The 19,415-nt window shown below is 69.3% G+C and carries 21 protein-coding genes, 1 tRNA gene and 1 rRNA gene; 4 read left to right on the forward strand and 19 right to left on the reverse strand.

Annotation, left to right across the window (positions count from 1 at the left end; translation table 11 throughout):
- Nucleotides 1–30 precede the first annotated feature (30 nt).
- The 4 genes from ABEU20_RS23315 to ABEU20_RS23330 all read left to right on the forward strand — a co-directional run bounded on the left by ABEU20_RS23315 (nucleotide 31) and on the right by ABEU20_RS23330 (nucleotide 1,527).
- The gene (locus ABEU20_RS23315) at nucleotides 31–264 is read left to right on the forward strand and encodes a hypothetical protein (RefSeq protein WP_420166750.1); all 234 of its coding nucleotides are present in this window, start codon (nucleotides 31–33) and stop codon (nucleotides 262–264) included.
- Nucleotides 261–731, forward strand: coding sequence for a GyrI-like domain-containing protein (locus ABEU20_RS23320; RefSeq protein ID WP_420166751.1), 471 nt, complete (start codon nucleotides 261–263; stop codon nucleotides 729–731). Before ABEU20_RS23315 ends, ABEU20_RS23320 begins: the two co-directional genes overlap by 4 nt.
- Before the next feature lie 276 nt (nucleotides 732–1,007).
- Entirely contained in the window at nucleotides 1,008–1,289 is a 282-nt protein-coding gene (locus tag ABEU20_RS23325) for a DUF732 domain-containing protein (protein ID WP_420166752.1), read from the forward strand.
- 7 nt (nucleotides 1,290–1,296) lie between these two features.
- Nucleotides 1,297–1,527, forward strand: coding sequence for a hypothetical protein (locus ABEU20_RS23330; RefSeq protein WP_420166753.1), 231 nt, complete (start codon nucleotides 1,297–1,299; stop codon nucleotides 1,525–1,527).
- A 98-nt stretch (nucleotides 1,528–1,625) separates the two neighbouring features.
- Here the strand turns inward: ABEU20_RS23330 and ABEU20_RS23335 are convergent.
- From ABEU20_RS23335 to rrf, 19 genes are all read right to left on the reverse strand, one after another.
- A tRNA-Pro gene (locus ABEU20_RS23335) sits at nucleotides 1,626–1,699 on the reverse strand.
- Nucleotides 1,700–1,850: 151 nt separating this feature from the next.
- Nucleotides 1,851–3,299, reverse strand: a complete 1,449-nt coding sequence (der, locus tag ABEU20_RS23340) for a ribosome biogenesis GTPase Der (RefSeq protein WP_420166754.1) — start codon at nucleotides 3,297–3,299, stop codon at nucleotides 1,851–1,853.
- Nucleotides 3,296–3,988, reverse strand: coding sequence for a (d)CMP kinase (gene cmk / locus ABEU20_RS23345; protein WP_420166755.1), 693 nt, complete (start codon nucleotides 3,986–3,988; stop codon nucleotides 3,296–3,298). The genes der and cmk overlap by 4 nt, the downstream gene beginning before the upstream one ends.
- Nucleotides 3,985–4,950, reverse strand: coding sequence for a pseudouridine synthase (locus ABEU20_RS23350; protein ID WP_420166756.1), 966 nt, complete (start codon nucleotides 4,948–4,950; stop codon nucleotides 3,985–3,987). The genes cmk and ABEU20_RS23350 overlap by 4 nt, the downstream gene beginning before the upstream one ends.
- A 13-nt stretch (nucleotides 4,951–4,963) precedes the next feature.
- Complete coding sequence (gene scpB, locus ABEU20_RS23355) at nucleotides 4,964–5,674, reverse strand: SMC-Scp complex subunit ScpB (RefSeq protein ID WP_420166757.1); 711 nt, start codon at nucleotides 5,672–5,674, stop codon at nucleotides 4,964–4,966.
- Nucleotides 5,671–6,510, reverse strand: coding sequence for a segregation and condensation protein A (locus ABEU20_RS23360; protein WP_420166780.1), 840 nt, complete (start codon nucleotides 6,508–6,510; stop codon nucleotides 5,671–5,673). The genes scpB and ABEU20_RS23360 overlap by 4 nt, the downstream gene beginning before the upstream one ends.
- Before the next feature lie 11 nt (nucleotides 6,511–6,521).
- Nucleotides 6,522–7,394 (reverse strand): ParA family protein, encoded by an 873-nt coding sequence (locus ABEU20_RS23365; RefSeq protein ID WP_420166781.1) that lies wholly within the window; start codon nucleotides 7,392–7,394, stop codon nucleotides 6,522–6,524.
- A gap of 157 nt (nucleotides 7,395–7,551) precedes the next feature.
- On the reverse strand, nucleotides 7,552–8,481 hold the full coding sequence (gene xerD, locus ABEU20_RS23370) for a site-specific tyrosine recombinase XerD (protein ID WP_420166758.1): 930 nt from the start codon (nucleotides 8,479–8,481) through the stop codon (nucleotides 7,552–7,554).
- Entirely contained in the window at nucleotides 8,478–9,128 is a 651-nt protein-coding gene (locus tag ABEU20_RS23375) for an NUDIX domain-containing protein (protein WP_420166759.1), read from the reverse strand. The genes xerD and ABEU20_RS23375 overlap by 4 nt, the downstream gene beginning before the upstream one ends.
- Nucleotides 9,129–9,135: 7 nt before the next feature.
- Nucleotides 9,136–10,884 (reverse strand): CTP synthase, encoded by a 1,749-nt coding sequence (locus ABEU20_RS23380; RefSeq protein WP_420166760.1) that lies wholly within the window; start codon nucleotides 10,882–10,884, stop codon nucleotides 9,136–9,138.
- 144 nt (nucleotides 10,885–11,028) lie between these two features.
- Complete coding sequence (locus ABEU20_RS23385) at nucleotides 11,029–11,973, reverse strand: copper transporter (protein WP_420166761.1); 945 nt, start codon at nucleotides 11,971–11,973, stop codon at nucleotides 11,029–11,031.
- Nucleotides 11,970–13,154 (reverse strand): putative cytokinetic ring protein SteA, encoded by a 1,185-nt coding sequence (gene steA / locus ABEU20_RS23390; RefSeq protein WP_420166762.1) that lies wholly within the window; start codon nucleotides 13,152–13,154, stop codon nucleotides 11,970–11,972. Before steA ends, ABEU20_RS23385 begins: the two co-directional genes overlap by 4 nt.
- Nucleotides 13,155–13,253: 99 nt before the next feature.
- Complete coding sequence (gene recN / locus ABEU20_RS23395; protein ID WP_420166763.1) at nucleotides 13,254–15,029, reverse strand: DNA repair protein RecN; 1,776 nt, start codon at nucleotides 15,027–15,029, stop codon at nucleotides 13,254–13,256.
- A gap of 2 nt (nucleotides 15,030–15,031) precedes the next feature.
- Nucleotides 15,032–15,961 carry an NAD kinase gene (locus tag ABEU20_RS23400; RefSeq protein WP_420166782.1) on the reverse strand — a complete coding sequence of 310 codons (930 nt, stop codon included), beginning with the start codon at nucleotides 15,959–15,961 and terminating at the stop codon, nucleotides 15,032–15,034.
- A 20-nt stretch (nucleotides 15,962–15,981) separates the two neighbouring features.
- Nucleotides 15,982–16,827 carry a TlyA family RNA methyltransferase gene (locus tag ABEU20_RS23405; protein WP_420166764.1) on the reverse strand — a complete coding sequence of 282 codons (846 nt, stop codon included), beginning with the start codon at nucleotides 16,825–16,827 and terminating at the stop codon, nucleotides 15,982–15,984.
- A gap of 1 nt (nucleotide 16,828) precedes the next feature.
- On the reverse strand, nucleotides 16,829–17,047 hold the full coding sequence (locus tag ABEU20_RS23410; protein ID WP_420166765.1) for a hypothetical protein: 219 nt from the start codon (nucleotides 17,045–17,047) through the stop codon (nucleotides 16,829–16,831).
- A 61-nt stretch (nucleotides 17,048–17,108) separates the two neighbouring features.
- On the reverse strand, nucleotides 17,109–18,110 hold the full coding sequence (locus ABEU20_RS23415) for an HAD-IIA family hydrolase (RefSeq protein ID WP_420166783.1): 1,002 nt from the start codon (nucleotides 18,108–18,110) through the stop codon (nucleotides 17,109–17,111).
- A gap of 38 nt (nucleotides 18,111–18,148) precedes the next feature.
- Complete coding sequence (locus tag ABEU20_RS23420) at nucleotides 18,149–19,279, reverse strand: tetratricopeptide repeat protein (protein WP_420166766.1); 1,131 nt, start codon at nucleotides 19,277–19,279, stop codon at nucleotides 18,149–18,151.
- 60 nt (nucleotides 19,280–19,339) lie between these two features.
- Nucleotides 19,340–19,415: ribosomal RNA gene (gene rrf / locus ABEU20_RS24840) — 5S ribosomal RNA — on the reverse strand; the annotation flags it as partial.

The raw sequence follows: 19,415 nt of genomic DNA on the forward strand, positions 1-19,415 counted from the left end.
TTATCGTGAGGGACAGCGATTGGGGTTCGGATGAACGAGTCGTCGCGATCTCTGTCCCGCCATTGCCTGTGCGGCGGGGCCCAGTTCACCTACCAGCCGGGCCGAGTCGTCGTGGTGCGCGACAAGGCCCCGACGTGGGATCCTCCCGCGAACCTCGATCCTGAGACGTCGATGGGGGCCTACTACCCCACCGCCGCCGACTGCTCGACGAGCGTTCTTGCCGCCGACGGCTACGCCGGCTGTCTGCGCGGAGGCGAATCATGAGCTACGACATCCGACTCGAGGACCGGGTCGCGCGGCCCGCGGCCGTCATGGGCGGTGACGTCTCGGTCGACGACATCGCAGGCTTCGTCGGGACCGCCTTGCGCGAGGTCGCCACGGCTGCTCGACGTGCGGGTATCGACCTGGCGGGCCCGCCGTTCGCGCGGTACCGCCCGCTTCCGGGTGGCGCGTGGAATGTCGAGGCGGGCTTCCCGCTCGCCCGGGCGATCGCTCCGGCCGGCCGGGTGGAGCCCACGTCGTTGCCGGCGGGTCCGGTCGTGGCCACCGTCCACGTGGGCAGCTACGACACCGTCGAACCCGCGTACATCGCGTTGACGTCGTGGGTCACCGAACACGGCTACGGCACCGTCGGCGAGGCGTGGGAGTGCTATCTCGACGATCCGAACGTACCGGAGCCGCGCACCGAGATCGTCATGCCCGTCACCCGCCCCGACGTCCGGCTGAACTGACGGTTCCGCCCCCGGCATCGCGTCTGTCGGGGACGTAGGGAACAATCGCGCATCGTGATTCGCTCGGCTCGGCTCGGCCTCTTCTCCGCCCTCTCCACCTCGGTCTTGTTCCTCGCGGGGTGCAGCAGCACGCCGACCGACGGCGAACCGGTCGTCATCTCACGCGCAGCGCCGCAGCCGGCCGCGGCGACGACACCCGTCAGCGCCCCGCCCAGGGTTCTGCCGACCTCGTCCGAAACCTCGTCCCCGGCGCCCGGCACGACCTCGTGGTCTCCTGTGCCCGAAGCCGATTCGGCGCCGCCCCACACGCTCGAACCGGCCACTGAGCTGAGCGCCGAGGATCTGCTGTTCCTGTCCTACATCACCGAGTTCACGTTGATGGAGAAGTCGGAGAGCGACCAGATCCGTCTCGGTCTGTCGATGTGCAATGCGCTCTACCGCGGCCAGAGCAAGCCCGACGTGACCACCGACTACCAGGGCGACGGCCGCTACACGGCGGCCGAGGTCACGAATGTCCTGGGGGCCGCGACGGTCTCGTACTGCCCCGAGTTCGCCTGAGTTCCCGGTGACCGAACCGATCCCCTATGACGAGATGCGCCGCATTCTCGGTCTTCCCCTTCCCGTCCGGCGCAGTCGGATTGCCGCGCCGTGGGCGGTCCGCAAGATAGCTGCCGGTGCCCTCGCCGGACGCTGGGGTGTCTGGAAGCGGACTGGCGGCGCCGCCGAGCTGGCCGCGGCGCACGACGACTGGTCCGGCGCGATCAGCGATGCGTGCACCCGTTCGGACGACAGCTAGCGGCCCACATCGAGCGCCTCCGCGGGCCTCGCCGACGCGGCAGCCACTCGACGGAACGAAAAAAGTCCCAGGTGAACAATCACCTGGGACTTTCTCGGTCGGGCTGACAGGATTTGAACCTGCGACCACTTGACCCCCAGTCAAGTGCGCTACCAAGCTGCGCCACAGCCCGTCCACGCCCTCGTTCGGGCGCCACAGAAGATTACAACAGTGTCGCTCCGGAAAGCTAATCGCCAGGTCAGCGGCAATTTTCGGGCTGCTACTGCCCGCGCCGCCCGGGTTCGGTGCCGGTTCGACACCGAAACCCGTGCGACGTCGGACGATCAGCGCCTCTTGTTGCCGCGGTCCCGCTTCTCCCGCACGCGCACCGAGATGCGGACGGGGCTGCCGTCGAAGCCGAACTCCTCACGCAGACGACGCTCGAGGAAGCGGCGGTAGCCCGCCTCGAGGAAGCCCGTCGTGAACAGGACGAACGTCGGCGGTCGGGTGCCGGCCTGGGTCGCGAACATGATGCGGGGCAGGCGTCCACCACGCATCGGCGGCGGTGTGGCCGCCACGACCTCCTTGAGCCAGTTGTTGAGGCGTCCGGTGGGGATCCGCTTGTCCCACGACTCCAACGCCGTCTCGAGCGCCGGAACGAGCTTCTGGACGGCGCGCCCGGTGTGCGCGGAGATATTGACCCGCTGCGCCCACGGGACACGGACCAACTCGCGGTCGATCTCCTTCTCGAGCATCAGACGTCGGTCCTCGTCGACCAGGTCCCACTTGTTGAAGGCGAGCACCAGCGCCCGGCCCGTCTCCGCCACCATGCTCAGGACGCGCAGGTCCTGCTCGGTGATCGGCTTGGACGCGTCGATCAGCAAAATCGCGACCTCGGCGGCCTCGATCGCGCCCTTGGTGCGCAGCGACGCGTAGAACTCGTGACCGCTGGCGTGGCTGACCTTCTTGCGCAGACCGGCGGTGTCGACGAACTTCCACACCTTGCCGCCCAGCTCGACGAGGGAGTCGACGGGGTCGACGGTGGTGCCGGCGACGTCGTGCACCACCGAGCGCTCGTCACCGGACAGCTTGTTGAGCAGACTCGACTTGCCGACGTTGGGCTTGCCGACCAACGCCACACGGCGAGGCCCGGTGCCGCCGGTTCCCTCGCGCGGGGTCTCGGGCAGCACCCGGAGCACCTCGTCGAGCAGATCACCGGTACCGCGACCGTGCGTCGCACTCACCATGTGCGGCTCGCCCAGGCCGAGTGACCACAGGGCCGCAGCCTCCGCCTCGGTGCGGGCGTCGTCGACCTTGTTCGCGACCAGGATCACCGGCGTCTTCGACCGGCGCAGCACGCGCACGGCCGCCTCGTCCGTCCCGGTCGCACCGACGACGGCGTCGACCACGAGCAGGATCGCGTCGGCGGTGTTCATCGCCAACTCGGCCTGACGGGCCACCGACTGCTGCAGCCCCTTGGCGTCGGGCTCCCAGCCGCCGGTGTCCTGCACCATGAATCGGCGTCCGGCCCAGTTGGCCTCGTACGAGACCCGGTCCCGCGTCACGCCGGGGATGTCCTCGACGACCGCCTCACGGCGGCCGATGATGCGGTTGACGAGCGTGGACTTGCCGACGTTGGGACGTCCGACCACTGCAAGCGTCGGGACCGCGACGTGCTCCTCGGCGTCCTCACCGTCGAGGAATTCGGCGAGATCCCAGTCGGACTCCTCACTCCAGATTCCGTCGCCGGCGTACTCGGTCGCCGTCGAATCTCCTGCATAACCGTCGGTCACTGCACTGCTCCAGTTCTGTCGCCTACCACCAGCAGCAACCTGCCGATCACGTCTTCGATACCCAGTTCACTCGTATCCACCGTCACCGAATCCTCCGCCGGACGCAACGGAGATACCGCCCGGGTGGAGTCGAGGTGGTCGCGACGCTGCACGTCGGCGAGGACGGCGGCGAAGTCGTCTCCGCGTCCTTCGGCGATGTTCTGGGCGTTGCGTCGCAGGGCCCGGGCCTCCGCGGAGGCCGTGAGGAAGATCTTCACGTCCGCGTCCGGCAGCACCACGGTGCCGATGTCGCGCCCCTCGACGACGATCCGCCCGGCCTGCTCCACGATGCGTCGCTGCAGGTCCACCAGGAACGTCCGCACCTCGGGCACCGCGGAGACCGCGGACACCGCCTGCGTGACGGCCGCACCGCGGATCTCGTCGGTGACATCCTCGCCGGCCAGCTGCACGCCGTCCGCCTCGGGATCGGTCCCGATCGACAGCGGCAGCGACGACGTCGCCTCCGCGACGGCGACGGGGTCACCGATGTCGACGCCGCGGCGCAGCACGTGCAGCGTCGCGATCCGGTACATCGCACCGGTGTCGAGGTAGCGGGCGCCCAGCGCCGTCGCGACCCGGCGCGACACGCTGGACTTACCGGTGCCCGACGGGCCGTCGATCGCGACGACCAGCGCGGTCCCGTCCGTCACAGGCCCACCGCCCCGTAGAGGCCGCCGACCTCGCCGCGGCCGAGGACACGAAGGGTGCCGGGACGGCCGTCGCCGAGCGCGACGTTGCCGATGTCGGTGCGGACCAGCCGCACCACCGGGTGGCCGACGGCTTCGAGCAGGCGGCGCACGATGTGCTTACGACCCTCGTGCAGGACGACCTTGACCAGCGACTTGCCACCGTTGATGTCGAGGACCGTGAACGCATCGACGTTCGCGGGACCGTCCTCGAGTTCGACGCCGGTCTTGAGGGTCTTGCCGACGCCGCGGTCGACGACGCCCTGCACGGTCGCCAGGTACGTCTTGGGCACCTCGAACGACGGGTGCATCAGGCGGTGCGCGAGGTCGCCGTCGTTGGTCAGCAGGATCAGGCCCTCGGTGTCGGCGTCGAGACGACCGACGTGGAAGAGGCGCTGACCGGCGGAGACGCGTTCGGAGACGATGTCACCGATGCACGGCCGGCCCAGGTCGTCGGACATGGTCGACTGCCAGCCGCGGGGCTTGTTCAGTGCGATGTGGACCAGGTCCTTCTTCACGACGACGCGGATGCCGTCGACGCGGACGATCGCGTTCTCGGGATCGACCCGCAGGCCCTGCTCGCGGACGATGCGGCCGTCGACCTCGACGCGACCCTGGTCGATGAGTTCTTCCGCGGCGCGCCGGGAAGCGACGCCGGCCTGCGCGAGCACCTTCTGCAGGCGCACGCCGTCGCCCTTCATCGGCGCGAGGTCGCGGTCGACGTCGGCGTACTGGTGCTTCGCGGGCTTCGCGTTGCTGATCGTGGGACTGTGCGCCTGGGTCTGGGCGCGCTGGGGCTTGGCCGACTTCGGCTTGCCCCGCTTGTTCAACTGCTGCTTGTTCGCAGTGGTCGAGCGGGCGGCGCCCTTGGCGGGCTGCCTCTTGTTGCGGTCCGGTGTGCCATCACGGCGAGCGGGCTTGTTCACTTTTCGATCCCTGTCAGTTTTCGATGTCGATCCCGGGGTCCGGCAGGTTCGCCGTCGACCCCGATGACGACGTAGACCTATCCATTCTCGCAAATCGCGGATCGGCTTCCAGACTCTCGGTGATGTCATCGATCACATCGACGTCGGGAAGCAGCGGTGCGAGGGGCGGCAAGTCACTCAGAGAGGCCAGCCCGAGGCGCTCGAGGAACAGCTCGGTCGTCGCGTACGTCGTCGCGCCGGAGTCGGCGTCGACCCCGGCCTCGGTGATCAGGCCTCGGGCCAGGAGCGAGCGAATCACTCCGTCGACGTTGACGCCGCGGACCGCGCTGATCCGCGCGCGGGTCAGCGGCTGTCGGTAGGCGATGACCGCGAGGGTCTCGAGGGCGGCGCGGGTCAGCTTCGACCGGGCGCCGTCGAGAAGCAGCCGCTCGACGTAGGGCGCGAACTCGGTGCGCGTGTAGAAACGCCACCCGTCGCCCGCGTACCGCAGGTCGATACCGCTTGCCCGCTCGGTGAGATCCGCCGACATCGTCCGCAGCATCGTCTCGACCCGGGCCTCGGGAACGCCGACGACGTCGGCGAGCATCGCCGACGAGGCCGGAGTGTCGACCACGAGGAGCATCGACTCGAGCGCCGCGGCGAGCCTGTCGTCGGGCAGTTCCGTGACCTCGTCCTCGAACCGTCCCCCGTCCGTGCCCACGTCGTCGCTGTCGACAGCCGTCATCCGTAGTCCTCCTCGCTCGCGGGCGCGGATCGGTCCTCACCGGTCCAGCTCACCATCAGCTCGCCCAGTGGCTCGGGCTGCTCGAACAGCACGGCCCGCTCCCGATACAGCTCGAGCAACGCCAGGAAGCGTGCCACGACCTGCACCTGCACGTCACACTCCGCGATCAGTGCGCCGAACGGCGTCCACACCCCGGCACCGCGTTCCTGCAGCAGCTCCAGGACCCGGGCGGCCTGCTCCGGCACCGACACCGTCGGCGCGTGCAGATGATCGAGCCCCACGGTAGGCACCGGGCGGGGACGGAAGGCCGTCGCCGCGATCTCCGCGAACTGCAGCGGATCGACCCCGAGGAGAACCTCCGGCAGGAGTCCGACATAGCGGTCCTCCACCGACACCGATCTCGGATACCGGCGCAGAGCGGCCGACTCGAGTTCGCCGAACAGCTGAGCCACCTGCTTGTAGGCCCGGTACTGCAGCAGGCGGGCGAACAGCAGGTCCCGAGCCTCGAGCAGCGCCAGATCCTCGTCGTCGTCCACCTCGCCCGCGGGTAGCAGCCGTGCCGCCTTCAGATCGAGGAGTGTCGCGGCCACCACGAGGAATTCCGTCGTCTGGTCCAGGCCCAGTTCACTGCCGAGACCTCGTGTGTACGAGATGAATTCGTCGGTGACCTCGGCGAGCGCCACCTCGGTGACGTCGAGTTGGTGCTGGCTGATCAGTGTCAGCAGCAGATCGAAGGGACCCTCGAAGTTGCGCAGCCGCAGCCGGAACCCGGACGGTGCGGACGCGGCGGTGTCGGACGGGGTCGTGTCGAGCGGGGTCGCCGTGACGACGTCGATGGTCACGCCGGCTACCGACCGCTGCGGTGGATCACCTCACGGGCCAGCGCCCGATAGGCCTCGGCGCCGCCGGACTTGGGGGCCCACGTGATGATCGGCTCCCCCGCCACGCTCGTCTCCGGGAAGCGCACGGTGCGATTGATCACTGTGTCGTACACGAGGTCACCGAACACCTCGACGACCCTCGACATCACCTCACGGGCGTGCAGGGTGCGGGCGTCGAACATCGTCACGACGATGCCTTCGAGCGACAGTCGGGGGTTGAGCCGATCACGCACCTTGTCGACGGTGTCGTTGAGCAGCGCCAGTCCGCGCAGCGAGAAGTACTCGCACTCCATCGGGATGATCACGCTGTCGGCGCATGCCAGGGCGTTGACGGTGAGCAGCCCCAGCGACGGCTGGCAGTCGATCAACACGTAGTCGTAGCGGTCGAGCACCGGATGCAGCACACGCCCCAGGGTCTGCTCGCGTCCCACCTCGGTCACCAACTGGATCTCGGCGGCCGACAGGTCGATGTTGCTCGGCAGCAGGTCCAGACCCTCGATCCGGGTGCGCATCAGCACGTCGTCGATCGACGTCCGCTCCACCAGCAGATTGTGGACCGTCAGGTCGAGATCGTGGTGAGCGACACCCAGGCCCGCGGACAGCGCGCCCTGCGGATCGAGGTCGACGAGCAGCACCCGGCGCCCGTACTGCGCGAGCGACGCGCCGAGATTGATGGTCGACGTCGTCTTCCCGACGCCACCTTTCTGGTTGCACATCGCGATGATCCGAGCGGGTCCGTGCGCGGAGACGGGCCCCGGCTCCGGGACCTCCCGCAGCGGACGGCCGGTCGGGCCGAGCGGCGCGTCCTGCACGGGTTCGACGTTCTCTGCGTACGACAGCGCGCCCCTGGAATACGGGTGCGCTTGCTCCGCCTGCGGCGGCTGCGGTGTCACCACGGTCCGATGCTCCCCTGTCCTGTAGGTCCCATCCTGTCGCTGACTGATGCCGTAACGCTACCGCTTCGTGATCTCGAAGGACGGCCAACACGCAACCACGTCAGCGGGCCCGCGGATGCGCCTGCGCCCACACCTCACGCAACGCACCCACCGTGACCAGCGTGTAGATCTGGGTCGTCGTCACCGAGGCGTGGCCGAGGAGTTCCTGGACGACGCGCACATCGGCGCCGCCGTCGAGCAGGTGGGTCGCGAACGAGTGCCGCAGCGTGTGCGGTGACACCGCGACCGCGATGCCGGCCTTCTCCGCGGCGGTGTGCAGGACCTGCCAGGCGCTCTGCCGGGACAGGCGGCCGCCCCGGACGTTGAGGAACAACGCCGGACCGCCCCGCACCGACAGCGCGGGCCGCCCGCGAACCAGGTAGTTGTCGATCGCGGCGATCGCCGGCCGGCCCACCGGAACCACACGTTCCTTGCCGCCCTTGCCGCGCAGCAGCACCGAGCGTGACTCGGTGTCGAGGTCGTCGACGTCGAGTCCGACCGCCTCGGAGATACGGGCGCCGGTCGAGTAGAGGAGTTCGAGCAGCGCCCGGTCCCGCAGCGTGCGCGGGTTGTCCGCCGCCCCGTCGCCGCCGGAGGCGTCGAGGATCGCGAGCACGTCGTCGAGTGGGAGCGACTTGGGAAGCCGCCGACCGGGCGTCGGGGGCTTCACCGCGCGCGCGACATCCCCGGTCGTGACGCCCTCGGCGGCCGCGAACCGGTGCAACCCGCGGACTGCGATCAGCGCCCGCGCCGCCGAACTCGGTGCCAGCGCGACCACCCCGCCAGCCGGGTCGCCCTTGCGGAGCGCGACGACGAACTCGCTGACGTCGGTCTCGGTGACCGATCTGATGTCGTCGATTCCCCGCGTGTCGAGAAACCGCGCGTACCGGCCGAGGTCTCGGCGATACGACGTGAGGGTGTTGCGTGCGGAACCGCGCTCGACGGCCAGGTGGTCCAGATACGAGTCGATCAGACCGCCCAGCTGCGTCATGCGGATCCGGGCGCGGCCCGACCGTGCTTGCGCCGGGTGAACGCATCGGGCCGGTCGACCCAGGCGGCGTCCGCGGGGCGCAGGCGGTCGCCCCGAGCCCGGGCGGCGGCGAGCGCCAGAATGCCCGACACGGCGGTCGCGTTCACGATCTCGCCCCGCAGCGCCATGCCGACCGCGTCGTCGAGCGGCACCCGCGCGATCTCCAGGTCCGCTTCCTCGTCGTGTGCGTCCGGCCGGCCCACGTCGTGCAGTCCGGTCGCCAGGAACACGCGAACGGATTCGTCGGTGAAGCCGGGCGAGAGGGCGACGTCGACGAGGATCGACCAGTCGTCGGCGGCCAGTCCGGTCTCCTCGACCAGCTCACGCCGCGCCGCCTCGAGCGGCGCCTCGCCGGGCTCGTCCAGCAGCCCGGCCGGCAACTCCCACAGTCGCCGACCGAGCGGATGCCGGTACTGCCGGATCATCACCAGCCGGTCGAGGTCGTCGAGCACCGCCACGGCAACAGCCCCATGGTGCTCGACGACCTCCCGATCGGCTTCTCGCCCGCCGGGCATCGCAACCCGGTCCACACGCAGGGCGACGATCGCCCCGCTGTACACGTCGCGCGAGGCGACGGTGTCGAACTCGTGCTCCCCCGGCAGGCTCATCGGGCGACTATCCGACGCTGTCCGCGGTGGCCGCCTCGGCAGCATCCGCCGGAGACGACGCCGTCACGTCGGTGACCTCGACGGGGAGCTGCTCGGCAGCCTTGTAGTCGAGGGCCGCGCCGACGAACGCCGAGAAAAGCGGGTGCGGGCGCGTCGGACGGCTCTTGAGCTCCGGATGTGCCTGCGTCGCAACGAAGAACGGATGCTTGTCCGCGGGCAGCTCGACGAACTCGACGAGGTGGCCGTCGGGCGAGGTGCCCGAGAACACGAGACCGCTCTTGGCGATCCGATCCCGGTACGCGTTGTTGACCTCGTAGCGGTGACGGTGACGCTCGGAGACGTTCTCACTGCCGTACGCCGCGGCCACGACCGAACCCTTGTCCAGCACGGCCGGGTACGCGCCCAGACGCATGGTGCCACCGAGATCGGCTTCACCGGCGACGATCTGCTCCTGATCGGCCATGGTCGAGATGACCGGGTGCGTGGTCTCGGGATCGAACTCCTCCGAGTTCGCATCCTTCAGACCCACCGAGCGCGCCGCCTCGATGACGACCGCCTGCAGACCCAGGCACAGGCCGAGCAGCGGAATCTTGTGGGTGCGCGCGAAGCGGATCGCGCCGAGCTTGCCCTCGATGCCGCGGATACCGAAACCACCCGGGATCAGGACGGCGTCGACGCCGCCGATCGCGGCCCGCGCGCCTTCCTCGGTCTCGCACTCGTCGGATGGCACCCACGAGATCTCGACCTTCGACCGGTGCGCGAAGCCGCCGGCCCGCAGCGCCTCGGTCACCGACAGGTAGGCGTCGGGCAGGTCGACGTACTTGCCGACCAGCGCGACCTTGACGGTCTCGCGCGGGTTGTGCACGCGGTCGAGCAGATCGCCCCACACGGTCCAGTCCACGTCCCGGAAGGGCAGCCCCAGCTGACGGACCACGTAGGCGTCGAGGCCCTCGCGGTGCAGCACCTTCGGGATGTCGTAGATCGACGGCGCGTCGGGGGTGGAGATGCAGGCGTCGACGTCGACGTCGCACATCAGCGCGATCTTCGCCTTCAGCGCCTGCGGCACCTCACGATCGCAGCGCAGGATCAGCGCGTCGGGCTGGATACCGATGTTGCGCAGCGCCGCCACCGAGTGCTGCGTCGGCTTGGTCTTGAGCTCACCGGACGGGCCGAGGTACGGCACGAGCGACACGTGCAGGAAGAAGACGTTCTCGCGGCCCACGTCGTGGCGGACCTGGCGGGCGGCCTCGAGGAACGGCTGCGACTCGATGTCGCCGACCGTGCCGCCGATCTCGGTGATCACGACGTCCGGGACGTGGCCCTGCGCGTCCGGGCCGGCCATCGCCAGGATGCGGCTCTTGATCTCGTCGGTGATGTGCGGAATCACCTGGACGGTGTCGCCCAGGTACTCGCCGCGGCGCTCCTTGGCGATGACCGCCGAGTACACCTGGCCGGTCGTGACGTTCGCGAAGGCGTTGAGATCGCGGTCGAGGAAACGCTCGTAGTGTCCGACGTCGAGGTCGGTCTCGGCGCCGTCCTCGGTCACGAAGACCTCGCCGTGCTGGAACGGGTTCATCGTTCCGGGATCGACGTTGAGGTAGGGGTCCAGCTTCTGCATGGTCACGCGCAGTCCGCGCGCGGTGAGCAACTCACCGAGGCTGGAAGCGGTCAATCCCTTACCGAGGGAGGAGGCGACACCCCCGCTCACGAAGATGTGCTTGGTGGCGCTACGCGATTGAATGCGTGACTGTGGCAAAGGGGCTCCCGTGACGACTGTGCAGGACTTGGTCTGAGTTGAGCTGCTGGGGCCTGCCGACCCACGGGACTTCACGGTAACACCTTCTCGTCCCGCCGCCGCGCGCGGCGCACCCGATAGGGGGCGACGCGCGTCACAGCGCCCTTACTGCGCCGGCGCGCCCACCGTCACCGCGGCCGCACCCGGCCCGGTGCCGTACCGGCCGGCGCCGCCGGCGAGCTGCTCCTGCAGTGCCAGAACCGTGGTGATCCGACCCGACTCCCGGTCGACGTTGTCGACGGTGGAGAGCGTCGCCGACACGCCCGCGTCGGCGCGTGCGACGGCGATCGGGCCGCTGCCCTCCGCTGCCGCCGGGGGTCCGACCAGCACGGCGCCGGCGCCGCGGCCGTCCATCGCCGCCGCGAAGCGCGCGATCACGGCTCCGCGGTTGCCGCTGGTGTTACCGGCGTCGCCGGCGCCCGTGAGGACGATCGCGAACTGTGCGGGCGCGACATTGCCGTCGAAATCGACGAAGCCTCCGCCCCGCAGCGCGTCGAGCGCCAGGGCCCGCTCCTCCGGGGTGGTCTGCGGCTGCGCGGTCTGCGGATCGAGCAGCAGCACCGACCCCAGCAGGTCGCCGGCGAGGCTGCCCTGGTCGACGGCACCGGTCCGAAGCTGGATTCCGGCCGGGATGATGTTGGTCACAGTGGTGCGCAACTGATCGCCGTTCACGGAGTCGACGAACGACTTGGTGAGTGCGACCCGGCCCGTCACGTTCCCGCCGGCCTGTCCGACCAACCGGTTGATGCCCTCGAGATCGCCCGGATCGGCGTCCGGGGTGGTGACGACGACGACGGAGCGCTGTGCGAGCGCGTCCCGCACCATCCGGTCCGACATGACGGAGTCGAACCCGTCGGCGGCGGTCAGTTGTTCGTTCAACTGGTTGTTCGTCGTGTTCAGATCCTCGATCTGACCCTGCAGGTCCGCCTTGTCGTCACGCAGACCCGAGAGCATGCCGTTCGACAGCAACCCGGATCCCAGCACCACACCGATGGCCAGTGCCAGGAAGATCGCCGCTATGGAAATGGCATGTTGACGCATCGAAATCACTTGAAGAGCCCCTGAACCCACAGCGCGAAGCTGTTCCACGTGTCGATTGCCCAATCCACGGCGTCACCGCCGATATTGGACACCACCAATGCAACGATCACCGCGGTGAGCGCTGCGAGAACGAGCAGTGCCACGGCCGCGCCGGAAACCCTGCTGCTGTACAGCGTCGATACCGCCTTGGCGTCGACGAGTTTCGGCCCGACCTTCAGCCGAGTCATGAAGGCTGCCGGGTTCGTGTCCCGGCGCCCGCGGTCGAAGAACTCGTCGAGCGACACCGTGGTGCCGACCGTGACGATGAGTGATGCGCCGTGATGATCCGCGAGCAGCAGCGCCAGGTCCGACGGTGACGCCGACGCCGGGAAGGTCATCGCGCCGATGCCGAGATCCTGGATGCGCGAGAGTCCCTGGGCGTGACCGTCCGGGTCGGCGGGGAGCACGACCTCGGCACCGCACTTGAGCGTCTCGGCGGTGATGTCGTCGGGGTCTCCGACGATCAAGTCCGGACGGTATCCGGCCTTGGCCAGGGAATCGGCTCCAGCGCCGACGCCGATCAGGATCGGCGAGTACTCCTTGATGAACGGCTTGAGGCTCTTGAGATCCGCGAGATGGTCCGGACCGTCCGCGACCACCACCACGTGCCGGTCCTTCAGCTCCACGTCGATGTCCGGGACGCCGACGCCGTCGATCAGCAGCGGGCTCTCGGAACGGATGAACTCGATCGTGTTTCCGGAGAAGGCCTCGAGGTGGTCGACGAGGCCGGTCTTCGCCTCGATCATCCGATCGGAGATCTCGGCCTCGAGTTGCTCCTCACCCTGCACCAGTAGGCGGTCGCCGGCGTAGACGGCGCCCTCGTGGAGCCGAATCTTGGAGCCGTCCTTGACGACCTTCATCAGGTCGGTGCCCGGCGCGTCGATCAGCGTGATGCCGCTCGCGACCAGGACCTCGGGCCCCAGGTTGGGATAGCGACCGGAGATGGACATCGAGCCGTTGACGACGGCCAGGACACCGGCCGCCGCGAGGGCGTCCGCGGTGACGCGATCGAGATCGATCTCGTCGAGCACGACGACGTCACCGTGCCCGACGCGACGCAGCAGCTTGCCGGTGTCGCGATCGACCCGGGCGATGCCACTGATTCCGGGCAGCGTTTCGGTCTTACGGGAGAGCAGCGCCGGCATCTTCATGCCGTCGATCATCACCCGTCACACAGCCATCGCACGGGAGGCGCGCCGTATCAAATACCACACCAGTCACACAATGCCAACTGAAAAGTCTGTTTCGCCTCAGGCGAGGGCGGCGCTGCGCTCCTGCCCGGCGAGAGTCAACAGCTCCTCCGCGTGGGCCCGGCCGGTCTCCGTGTCGTCGAGCCCGGCCAGCATCCGAGCCAACTCCACCACACGCTCGTCCTCGGTCAGCGTGCGCACGCCGCTGTCGACGCCGCTGCGGACGTCGTCGGTCTTGTCGACCACGAGATGAGTGTCGGCGAACGCCGCGACCTGTGGCAGGTGGGTCACCACGATGACCTGATGGGTCCGTGCCAGACGGGCGAGCCGACGGCCGATCTCGACCGCTGCGCGGCCACCCACGCCGGCATCGACCTCGTCGAACACCATGGTGGCGCCGCGGTCCGAACCCGCCAGCACCACCTCGAGCGCCAGCATCACGCGCGACAACTCGCCGCCGGATGCGCTCTTGCTGATCGGCAGGGACTGAGCGCCGCTGTGCGCCGCGAGACGGAACTCCACTTCGTCGACGCCGGACACCCCCGCATGCAGTTCACGGCCGCCGATCACGAGAGGAGCCGAGTCCGTCGGCCCCGCCTCCCGCGCCCGCACCGACACCTCGAGGGCGGCCCGTCCCATCGCCAAACCGGCCAGCTCGTCGCTGACGGCCTTCGAGAGTTTGACCGCCGCCTTGGTGCGGGCGGCGGTGAGCTTGCTCGCAGCCTCCGCGGTCGCGGCGGCCGCCTTGTCCACCCGCTCCGACAGCTCGGCCAACGCATCGGCCGACACATCGATTCGGGCCAGGCGATCCCGCGCGGTCTCGGCCCAGTCGAGTACGCCGTCGATGTCGGCGGCGTACTTCCGGGTGAGTGTCTTGAGTTCCGCCTGACGCGTCAGCAACGTGTCGAGCGCGCCGGGATCGCTCGGCAGACCCGACAGGTAACCGGACAGCTCGCCCGCGACGTCGGCGACGACGGCCATCGCCTCACCCAGTCGCGGCCCGAGCCCGGCGAGCGCGGGATCGTCGGACGCCTCGATCCGGGCCCGAGCCTCCCCCAGGAGGTCGAGCGCGCCGGCACCCCCCTCGACGGCGTCCTCGACACCGGAGAGCGCCGCCTGTGCCCCCTCCGCGGCCGAGCGCAGCGAGTCGAGATCTCCGAGCCGACGGACCTCGTCGACGATCTCGCGGTCCTCGCCCGGGGTCGGCGCGATGCGATCGATCTCCTCGAGGGCGAAGGTGAGCTGGTCCGCCTCCTGCGCGAGTTCGCGGGTGCGACTGGTTCGCTCGATCAGCTCCGTACGAGCCTCGATCCACTCGGCGCGCAGCTTGCCGTACCGGACGAGCAGCGTGCCCACGGTCTTGTCCGCGAACCGGTCGAGAGCCGCGAGTTGCTGATCCGGGCGGAGCAGGCGCAGCTGGTCGTTCTGGCCGTGCACGGTGAGAAGCGGATCGGTGAATTCCGACAGCACGCCCGCGGGAATGCTCCGTCCACCGAGATGGGCGCGCGAGCGGCCGTCGCCGCCGACCGTGCGGACCGCGATGATGCTGCCGTCCTCGTCTCGCTCGGCGCCACACGATTCGAGGAGCCGGGTGACCTCACGATCGATCGGCGCCGCGCTGCCGTCGACGCTGAACCTGCCTTCGACCACCGCGCGCGCCGCGCCGACGCGCACTCGACCGGCGTCCGCACGGGCACCGCTGAGCAGATGGAGGCTGGTGACCACCATCGTCTTGCCGGCACCGGTCTCGCCGGTGAGGACGGTCAAGCCCTCGTGGAACTGGGCCGAGGCCGAGGAGATGGCCCCGAGGTTGTCGATCCGAATCTCCGAGAGCACAGCTACCGTTTCCTCCCTCGCCACCCCGTCACCGGTAGTTCGAACTTCCGCACCATCCTGTCCGCGAACGGCGCCGAATCGAGCCGCACCCAACGAATCGGGTCCTTGCCCCGCACCACCTCGACTCGTGCGCCCGCGGGTAGCTCCAGCGTCCGCCGTCCGTCGCAGAACACCAACCCGTCGTGGCTGTCCGCAACCGTCTCGACAGCCACGATCGATTCGGGACTCGTCACGAGGGGACGCGCGAACAATGCGTGGGCGTTGCTCGGAATGACCAGCAGCGCTTCGAGTTCGGGCCACACGATGGGCCCGCCCGCCGAGAAGGCGTACGCGGTGGAACCGGTGGGGGTCGCGATCAGCACACCGTCGCAACCGAACGCCGAGACCGGGCGACCGTCGACCTCGAGCACCACTTCGAGAACACCCAGCCGCGAACGGTTCTCGATACTCGCCTCGTTCAGTGCCCACCCGCGCTGCACGATCCGGTCCTCGATGCGAACCAGGACGTCGAGCGTCATCCGATGCTCGATCCGGTACTCGCGGCGGACGACCTGTGCCATCGCGGTCTCGAGGTGCTCGGCCTCCGCCTCGGCGAGAAAGCCGATCCGACCGAGGTTGATACCGAGGACGGGTACGTCCGCCGACTGTGCCAGTTCCGCGGCGCGCAGGAAGCTGCCGTCACCGCCGAGCACGATGACCATCTCGCAGTCCGACGCGGCACCGGGCCCCTCGGGTACGACGGTGACGACCGGGACGTCGGGATCGTCGACGCCGCGCTCCATCCACGAGAGATCGACCTCGTTCTCGAGCAGTCGCAGCCCGATCCCGGCATGCGCGCAGATCGCAGCGACCCGTCGCGCGGTGTCCGAGATGTCGGCCCGGCCCGAGTGGGCCACCAGCAGGATCTGGCGCCCCGTCCCTCCGCGCGACACGGTGTCCGCGGCCGCGTGCGTCACTGCGGACCTTCCTCGACCGCGCGCCGGATCAGTTGCTCGACGTCCAGGAGCTCGACGGCGTCGTCGGACGGCTCGGTGTCGGAGGGCGCAACGCCCTTGCGCAGCCACAGGAAGTACTCGACGTTGCCGGACGGCCCCGGTAGCGGGCTCGCCACCGCGCCGAGTGTCCGCAGGCCTAGCGCGGACGCGGCCTCGGCGACCTCGCGGACCGCGCTCGCACGGAGTTCCGGATCCCGCACCACGCCGCCCGTGCCGACCCGGTCCTTGCCCACCTCGAACTGCGGCTTGACCATCGGGACGAGATCGGCGCCATCGGCAACACAGGCGACGAGCGCAGGAAGCACCAGCTTGAGCGAGATGAAGGAAAGGTCCGAGACGACGAGGTCCACGGGACCACCGATCGTGTCGGCGTCGATCGACCGAACGTTGGTGCGGTCGAGGACGTGCACGCGATCGTCTGTCTGGAGCTTCCAGACGAGTTGCCCGTAACCGACATCGACGGCCACGACCTCTCGGGCACCGTTGTGCAGCAGTACATCGGTGAACCCGCCGGTGGATGCACCGGCGTCGAGGCACCGGCGTCCCTCGACGGTGAGACCGCGCGGCGCGAACGCCTCGAGCGCCCCGATCAGCTTGTGGGCACCGCGCGACGCCCAGGAAACCTCTTCGGCCACCTCGGTCACCAGGAGCGGAGTACCCGCTTCGATGGCCGTGGCCGGCTTGGTCGCCACAGTCCCGGAGATGAGAACACGGCCTGCGGAGATCAACTCCACCGCGTGCTCACGGGAACGTGCGAGACCGCGCCGCACCAGCTCCGCATCGACCCTTGCTCGACGTGCCACCTCAGACCTTGTCCACTGCTGCCAGGGACTCGACGAGTACATCGTGAGCCCGTTCGAGAATCTGTGCCTGCCGCGCGAGCCCACCCGCCGTGTCGGCGTCGGTGTCGGCATCGTCCAACCGCACGAGCAACTCGTCCACCTGCAAACCGATAGTCGCCGGGTCGACGCCGCTACCCGCACCCGCGAGGTGCTGGCCTGGAAGTGGTACTGGCGTGCTCATCGAAGCAAACCTAGCCCATGGGCACGACAACCGACCACCTGCGATCCCGGCCTGCTGTCCGTCACATTCCGCCGATCAGGGCGGACACCGCGGCACGCGCCTCGGCGTCGACAGCCCTGATTCGAACGAACTCCGGATGTGCCCACGCGGCCGCGAGCACCGTGAGGAATGCCCCCGCCGTCGTGCGCCCGGACGCACCGGAGTCGACCGTCCGAACGACGAGATCCCCCGCGCGGAAGTCCACGAGCCAGCCGGGGTGTCCGGTCACCGCCGACTCCTCGGCCGGGCGGTTGAGCGCCTCGAGCGACGCCGCGACGTAGGTCGGACGATGGCCGACGTCGGCGCGCAGAAGATCCGCGGTGGTGCTGACCCCGGTCAGGACGAGCAGCGATTCCACACCGACGGCGTTGGCGCCGGCGATGTCGGTGTCGAGCCGATCGCCCACGACCAACGGCTTGGACGCACGGGCGCGCGCGAGGGCGTCGTGCATGAGCGGAGCAGCCGGCTTACCCGCGACGACGGGCTCGCGGTCCGTCGCCGTGCGGAGTGCGGCCACCATCGAACCGTTGCCGAGGACGAGGCCACGCTCGGTCGGCAGCGTCGAGTCGACGTTCGCCGCAATCCACAACGCACCGGCCCGGATGGCGAGCGTCGCTTCCGCGAGGATCGTCCAGTCGGTCGCCGGCGAATGCCCTTGCACCACGGCGACCGGGCCGTCGGCGAAACGGCGGACGGCGCGCAGTCCGACGTTCTCGACCTCTGCGCAGAGCGCCTCCGTGCCGACGACCAGCACCACAGATCCCGCGTCCACGCTCTCCGACAGCAGTCGTGCGGCGGACTGGGAACTGGTGACGACGTCGTCATCCGCCGCATCGAACCCGAGGTCACGGAGATGTTCCGCCACCTCGGCGGGGCTGCGGCTCGCGTTGTTCGTCACGTACAGCTGACGCTCGTCCCCGGCCTCGAGTGCTTCTCGCGCACCCGGGATCACGTCGGGACCCTGGTACACGGTGCCGTCGAGGTCGAGCAGGAGGACGTCGTGGCCGGCGCGCAACGACGGCAGGCCCGTCGCGGGCTCGGTCGACGCCCCTGAGGTCGACGTCACTGACCTTCTCCGGTCAGTTCGGCCACACGCTCCTCCGCATCGGTTTCGCCGTCGAGGTCGGCCGCCGCGGCATTGAGGAACCACTTCAGGCCGTCGGGGATACGTCCGGCGGCGACGAGCGCGTCGGCGTACGCGTAGAACAGGCGAGCTGCGGCGGAGCCGGAACGCGATGCGTCGAGATCCGGCGTCTGCAGGGTCACGACGGCCTGGTCGTACTGACCGAGGTCCATACGCGCACCGGCGACGACCATGCGAAGTTCGCTCGCGTCCTCACCGGTGAGTGCACGCGCCTCGTCGCTGCGACCCAGTTCGATCGCCCGCTCCGGACGGCCGAGACCGCGCTCGCAGTCCGCCATGACGGCGAGGAAGCCGGGACCACCGGACATGCGGCGGGCAGCTCGCAGCTCGGACAACGCTTCGGCCCACTCGCCGGCGTGATATGCGGTGATGCCCGCCGTCTCACGAACCACGGCGATACGGCCGGCCCGCTGACGTGCCGCGCGCGCATGCGCGAGGGCGAGACGCGGATCGTCCTCGATCAACCGGCTCGCCATCACGAGGTGACGGGCGACGGTGTTCGCGTTGTTCTTGTCGAGGCTCAGCAGATCGCGGCGCACGGCCGGATCGAGCTCCGACGGCTCCACCTCGTCCGGGATGTCCGGCTCGTCGGGACGCGCGTCGCGACGCTGCTGTCCCACTGCTTCGCGACCGCGCCCCGGCCCGAAACCACCCTCGCCACCACGACGATGCGGTCCCCCGCCCGTTCGGCGATCGTCGCCACGTCCCTGGAAGGGGCGACGATCATCGGACCTGCGTTCACCGCCACGGTCGTCGCGACCCCGATACCCGCCACGGTCGTCGCGGCCCTGGGATCCACCACGATCATCGCGGCCCTGATATCCGCGGCGATCGTCGGAGCGTTCACCGCGACGATCGTCGCGATCGCTCCACTGACCTGAACCACGACCCGGACGGCCGGCGCGATCCTGTCCACCGGTCGGAGACTGACGGCGGTCGTCGCGACCACCACGTCGATCCGACGGTCGACCGTCGCGTTGTCCTTCGGAACGGTGGGGGCCGTCTCCGCGGAAGTTCCGACGATCACCACTGCTTTCCGACACAGCCATTCCTTTCATACAAAACACGAAAGGGGACCCAGTGTGTTGGGTCCCCTTTCGGTAACGGATGTTCGGCGGTGTCCTACTCTCCCACACCCTGTCGAGTGCAGTACCATCGGCGCTGGAGGGCTTAGCTTCCGGGTTC

This window comes from Rhodococcus parequi (assembly GCF_046042785.1).
GTDB classification, from domain to species: domain Bacteria; phylum Actinomycetota; class Actinomycetes; order Mycobacteriales; family Mycobacteriaceae; genus Prescottella; species Prescottella parequi.